Annotated in this window: 2 protein-coding genes; both read left to right on the top strand. The window is 72.6% G+C overall.

Translation table 11 applies throughout. From position 1 onward, the window contains the following. On the top strand, window positions 1-603 hold a 603-nt coding region (locus ABD194_RS20025; RefSeq protein ID WP_343994787.1), incomplete at its 5' end, for a CHAP domain-containing protein. Window positions 604-868: 265 nt separating this feature from the next. Next, window positions 869-1,939 (top strand): alkene reductase, encoded by a 1,071-nt coding sequence (locus ABD194_RS20020; protein WP_343994785.1) that lies wholly within the window; start codon window positions 869-871, stop codon window positions 1,937-1,939. The last annotated feature ends 1 nt before the right edge of the window (window position 1,940 follow it).

The following is a 1,940-nucleotide window of genomic DNA, read 5'->3' as shown; positions in this document are numbered from 1 at the left end:
GCCAAGCGCGTGGCCCAGCCGAGCCCCCAGGTCATCCAGGACCTCCAGGTCCAGGCCCAGCGCGCCGCCGCGGCGAAGGCTGCCGCCGCCAAGGCCGCCGCCGCCAAGGCCGCCGCCGCCAAGGCCGCCGCGGCGCGCCAGGCTGCCGCCCAGCGCGCCTCGCGTGACCTGACCCGTCACACCCTGACGGTCAGCACCTCGACCACGAAGTCGAGCAGCAACGGCTACACCCCCGGCGCCTCCGCCGGCATGCGTGCCTCCCGCAACTGGGCCACCGCGGGCCAGTGCACCTGGGGCGCCCTCAACAAGTGGTACCAGTCCGAGGGCTACTACCCCGGCGGCTGGACCGGCAACGCGATGGCGTGGGCCTCCGGCGCGCGCTCCGCGGGCTACACGGTGAGCAGCACGCCGCGGACCCGCTCGATCATCGTCATGCAGCCCGGCGTCGCCGGCTCCTCGAGCGTGGGCCACGTCGGCTGGGTCACGGCCGTCAGCGGCAACCAGGTGACCATCATCGAGATGAACGCCATGGCGGGCCCGTACAACTACGACACGCGCACCGTGACCCTCAGCGGGGGCATGGACTTCATCTACGCGCCGTGAGCCGAGCAGCGACCCTCGTTCGCTGACGCGGCTGGGAAGGGGAGGACGCCTGAAGGCGTCCTCCCCTTCTGCGTCCCCTCTCCTGCGTCCCCCTCCACCTGCCAGCCAAGCGTGCCCAGCCGGACGTGGCCTGCGAGCTGGCCCACAACTGCGGGCAATCGGGAATGATCGGCCGCTCCTGCTCCTTGTCGCCCAGGTAGTTGACGGCTCCACCGTCCCCGGTGGGCCTCGACAGATCAGTCCCCCACATCTGAGGAGCAGGCCTGTGAGCACGGCTTTCGAGAGCATCCGCATCGGCCGCTGGGACCTCCCCCAGCGTTTCGTCATGGCACCCCTGACGCGCAACCGCGCGGGCGAGGGCCAGGCGCCGACCGAGCTCAACGCCGAGTACTACGGCCAGCGCGCGAGCGCCGGCCTCATCATCACCGAGGGCACCCAGCCGAGCGCCGTCGGGCAGGGCTACCTCGACACCCCCGGCATCCACTCCGACGAGCAGGTCGCCGGCTGGCGCCTCGTCGCCGACGCCGTGCACGCGGGCGGCGGCCACGTCGTCGTCCAGCTCATGCACGCCGGCCGCATCGCCCACCCCGACAACAAGGGCGGCCTCGAGAGCGTCGCGCCCAGCGCCATCGCCGCCCCGGGCGAGATCGTGACCGCGAACGGCCAGCAGCCGTATGCCGTCCCGCGCGCCCTCGAGACCGACGAGATCCCCGCGCTCGTGGCCGAGTTCGTCCACGCCGCCCGCCAGGCGATCGCCGCCGGGCTCGACGGGGTCGAGGTGCACGCCGCCAACGGCTACCTGCCGCACCAGTTCCTGGCGCCGAGCAGCAACCAGCGCACGGACGAGTACGGCGGCTCGCCGGAGAACCGGGCCCGCCTCACCATCGAGATCACCAAGGCCGTGGCCGAGGCCATCGGCGCCGACCGCGTCGGCATCCGCATCTCGCCCGCGCACAACATCCAGGGCGTGCTCGAGGAGGACGAGGCCGACACCGCCGCGACCTACGAGGCGCTCGTCGAGGGCATCGCGCCGCTCGGCCTGGCCTACCTCAGCATCCTCGGCGACCCGGAGTCCGACATCGTCCGTGACCTGCGCAAGCGCTTCGACGGTCCGGTCATCCTCAACACCGGATTCGGCTCGGTCACCTCGCTGGCCGACGTCGAGGACATCCTCGAGCGCGACCTCGGCGACCTCGTCGCGGTCGGCCGCGAGTTCCTCGCCAACCCGGACCTCGTCCGTCGCTGGCGCGAGGGTGCCCCGCTCAACGAGCCGAACTCCGCGACCTTCTACGGCGGCGGCGCCGAGGGCTACACGGACTACCCCGCCCTCCCCTGAG

The sequence above is a fragment of the Terrabacter terrae genome, assembly GCF_039529575.1.
Classification (GTDB): domain Bacteria; phylum Actinomycetota; class Actinomycetes; order Actinomycetales; family Dermatophilaceae; genus Terrabacter; species Terrabacter terrae.
The sequence above is the reverse complement of the archived record's forward strand: the minus strand, read 5'-3'. Positions and strand labels throughout refer to the sequence as shown.